The organism is Candidatus Symbiopectobacterium sp., assembly GCF_020054415.1.
Lineage (GTDB): Bacteria > Pseudomonadota > Gammaproteobacteria > Enterobacterales > Enterobacteriaceae > Symbiopectobacterium.
In genome coordinates this window covers 1-3,571 of the sequence record NZ_JAHWCO010000590.1, presented here as the reverse complement: position 1 = coordinate 3,571, position 3,571 = coordinate 1, and the positions used below count along the sequence as shown (strand labels likewise).

Genomic DNA, 3,571 nt, shown 5'->3' with positions numbered 1-3,571 from the left:
GGCTTTGTTGAATAATAGTGAGTCATGCTGTTTTGCCAAGCCAGTTTTGGTAGAAAATGCTTGTCCCCTCAGGTGTACAGTTTTCTCATGAGGCCTAACTGCATGATTTTGCGTTGCGAGGATCCGTCGTTTCACTGGACTGCCAGCATAAAATCTATTTATTCAACAAAGCCTCTTGCGTCATGTAATAGGCTTCCACCTTCTCGACTACTTTCAGCGTTTGCTGCTGTGTCGAGCTGGGCGGTAGCTGGATCTGAGTCATAAAGACGCCGCGATCTTCCTGCGGCAAAAACGAGGTAGGTAAGGTGCGAAACAGGAACGCCATAGCACCAATTATCGCAAGGTAGAGCACAAACCAGCGGCCACTTTTGACCACTATCTTGCCAACACCGTGCACATAACGTTCAGAGAGCTGATTAAACTGACGGTTAAACCAGCCGAAGAAGCCGCGTTTACCATGGTGTTCGCCTTTCGCCAGCGGTTTCAACAGCGTGGCGCACAGTGCAGGGTTTAAAATCAACGCCACCAACACTGACAGCACCATCGCAGAGACGATGGTGATTGAGGACTGGCGGTAAATAGCGCCAGTCGTGCCGCCAAAAAACGCCATTGGTACAAACACCGCAGAGAGCACCAGCGCAATACCCACCAATGCACTTTGCACCTGTTGCATTGATTTGCGCGTCGCGGCTCTGGGGCTCAGCCCTTCCTCGCTCATTGCGCGCTCAACGTTTTCCACTACCACGATGGCATCATCCACCAGCAACCCGATGGCGAGCACCATGGCGAACATGGTCAACGTGTTGATGCTAAAGCCAAAAGCATAGAGCACGGCAAACGTCCCCAGCAGCACCACGGGGACGGCGATAGTGGGGATGAGCGTAGCGCGGAAATTTTGCAAGAACAGGTACATACGGCTTTGTTGAATAAATAGATATTATGCTGCGTAGCGGCTTTGTTGAATAATAGGGAATGATGCTGTTCTGACATGCCTATTTTGGACGAAAATTCTGCTCACCCCTGGATGCATCAGCTAACTCTGTATGTAACATACTGATTTTACGTTAATGGTATTCTCAGTATTTATGGATGCGCAGCATAATATCTATTTATTCAACAAAGCCGGCCTTGTTATAAGAGGGCCAGTTGGTGATTTTAAAATTTTGTTTTGCCATGGAGACCTGATTTTGAAACAACTGTGGTGATCTGCTCCGATGATTACCCAAAAGTTCTATTTATTCAACAAAGCCATGCACATATTGCACATATTGCACATATTGCACATATGCTACCGAATAGACCAGAACCCACAATTATGAGATCATATTCAACACTACCATTAATTTTTTCATATTCATTACCAAAAAGATCCAAATAACTCATCGTAAAATATATCAGGGAATTTTTCGAAGCCGGCACCAGGATATAAGGTTATCTCACCAAAAGTAACTTTCTGATCAAACCAATAAAGATCAACTCTCGCAAAATCAATATCTTCTGCAATTTTTTCGGCTGCCAGAATCATTTCATCCAAAAAAAAAGGTTTTGGTGGTAGAGGCGTTACTTTAGGGTAACTGTACTCAAGATCATACTCATTCCATTCAGGGTCGAGTATTGAACGTTGATGATTAGTAAATCTTCCAACATCGAATTGAACAAGTTTTACCTTCCCGTGAAATACAAAAAATTTATAATCATCAGGGACTGATCCTTCAAACTCCATAAACTCTTCAATAAAAATTTTTCTTGGTATGTTTGCATATGCCCACTCCCCAAGGACTCTAGCCTGATCGTGCGAAAACCATTTTTGTCTCAATTTTTCAAGTTCATGTAATGGTGGAAGTTGATTATCTTTAATAAAAAGATTTGTTTGGCTTCCATGGTTAGCTTTAATAACAAAGTCTGATGGCAATTTTTCATGATAAAGAGATTCTAGAGAGATCCCTTCCCATAATACTTTTGGTATATATACGCTATCTGTTTTCTCTTGGACATATATTTTCGATGCTAATTTATCAGCCATTATCGTAAGTAATGTGTTCCTGTCATGAATCTTTCTATATTGAATTTTTTCATTAAATGTTTTTGGCATTTTTAAATTGGGTAATTCTTTGAATCTTCTAAAATAGAGAACGAAAATATTAAATTTCAGCGGAGTCAGAGCTAGTACAGTTGAAAATATTTTATAAGAAATACTTGGCATACTACTCCTCACAGAACAATCTTTTGATTTCGGTTTTCATCTTTTCCAGTGAAAATTTTCCTCTATGAGCATCAATATCACTGCAATTAATTTTTAAGTTTCTAGCTTTAAGTATAGCGTTTCCATATTGTGCAATGTCTTCATTTACTAAAAATCCAGTGAAGCCATGGTTCACAATTTCAGGACTACCTGCAATTATTGTGGATACAACAGGCTTACCAGCGGCAATCGCTTCAATCAACACTGTTGGTAGAGCTTCGCTAGACTTAAAGTAATGATTGCATCCATCATAATTTATGATGCCTCTTTCTAAAGATGTAAAGCAAACTACATCTGCCCATAGATAGTAATTAGCAACATTATTTTGCCAACCGACCATCTCTACGTGGACTAAAGACTTATCGATAAGCTCATTAATGAATTTTGAGTACCATAGATGACCTATATAATCACCTACAATCTTTAATTTTATTTTTTTTTCTAAGAATTCTTTTTGAGAGAGTACATCTATTAATAAATGAATTCCTTTCTGTGGTGTTAGTGCACCAACATAAAGTATATTAATTTCGTCTACATTTTTTTCTTTTTCTACGATTGAGTATGGAGGAAAATAAAATCCATTTAGAATCACAGATGCAGTATCATTTTTTATCGTATTCTTAATATATTCTGATGGGCAAATTATTCTATAGCATGAGTTTTTTATTATTAATTTTAAAATAAAAGAGTTTTTAATTTCACCATGTAAATGCCATATAACTTTAATGCCAAATAATTTTGAAAATAAACATACTAAACTTAACCCTCTAATATCATATGTATATATGTAATTACATTTTTTTTGCTTGGTTCGGTATATTACCCAAAGATTAATTAGTATCAAAAAGAAAAAGTATTTAATTATATGAAAGAATTTAAGAAACTGTGTTTTACCATCAAAGTTTCCGCTTCCAAAGATTTTCTTTAAAAAAAATTCAAAAGGAAGGCATAGTTTTTCACAACTTGTTCCATCATATAAATCAGCAACTGGATTAGACCCACAACGGTGTACAGTAACAACATCAAAATCTAACGCGATGAGTGAATTGAATATGTTAAACGCAACTTTTTGTGCGCCAGACACCTTGGCACTAAACGCATCAAGGAATAGTATTTTTTTATTTTTCATTAATACAGCTCACAGCATGATTAAAATATTCTAATACTTTGGATTAGAATGCTCAATAGGCTTTGTTGAATAAATAGAACTTTTGGGTAATCATCGGAGCAGATCACCACAGTTGTTTCAAAATCAGGTCTCCATGGCAAAACAAAATTTTAAAATCACCAACTGCCCCTCTTATAACAAGGCCCTCAAGCAGCGCGGTT

General features: G+C 37.6%; 3 protein-coding genes and 1 pseudogene. 1 reads left to right on the top strand and 3 read right to left on the bottom strand.

Features of this window, described 5'->3' with window-relative positions; translation table 11 throughout:
- Positions 1-172: 172 nt before the first annotated feature.
- Positions 173-913: pseudogene (locus tag QZ506_RS17210) on the bottom strand (efflux RND transporter permease subunit); the annotation flags it as partial.
- Positions 914-1,198: 285 nt separating this feature from the next.
- On the opposite strand from QZ506_RS17210, the gene QZ506_RS17205 reads away from it, so the two are divergent.
- Positions 1,199-1,378: a hypothetical protein gene (locus QZ506_RS17205; RefSeq protein ID WP_291972876.1), complete on the top strand. Its 180-nt coding sequence runs from the start codon at positions 1,199-1,201 to the stop codon at positions 1,376-1,378.
- On the opposite strand, the gene QZ506_RS17200 is transcribed toward QZ506_RS17205, so the two are convergent.
- Both QZ506_RS17200 and QZ506_RS17195 read right to left on the bottom strand, forming a co-directional pair.
- The gene (locus QZ506_RS17200) at positions 1,358-2,203 is read right to left on the bottom strand and encodes an ATP-grasp fold amidoligase family protein (RefSeq protein WP_291972875.1); all 846 of its coding nucleotides are present in this window, start codon (positions 2,201-2,203) and stop codon (positions 1,358-1,360) included. The two genes, QZ506_RS17205 and QZ506_RS17200, sit on opposite strands and share 21 nt — an antisense overlap.
- A gap of 1 nt (position 2,204) precedes the next feature.
- On the bottom strand, positions 2,205-3,371 hold the full coding sequence (locus tag QZ506_RS17195) for a glycosyltransferase family 4 protein (protein WP_291972874.1): 1,167 nt from the start codon (positions 3,369-3,371) through the stop codon (positions 2,205-2,207).
- Between the last annotated feature and the right edge of the window lie 200 nt (positions 3,372-3,571).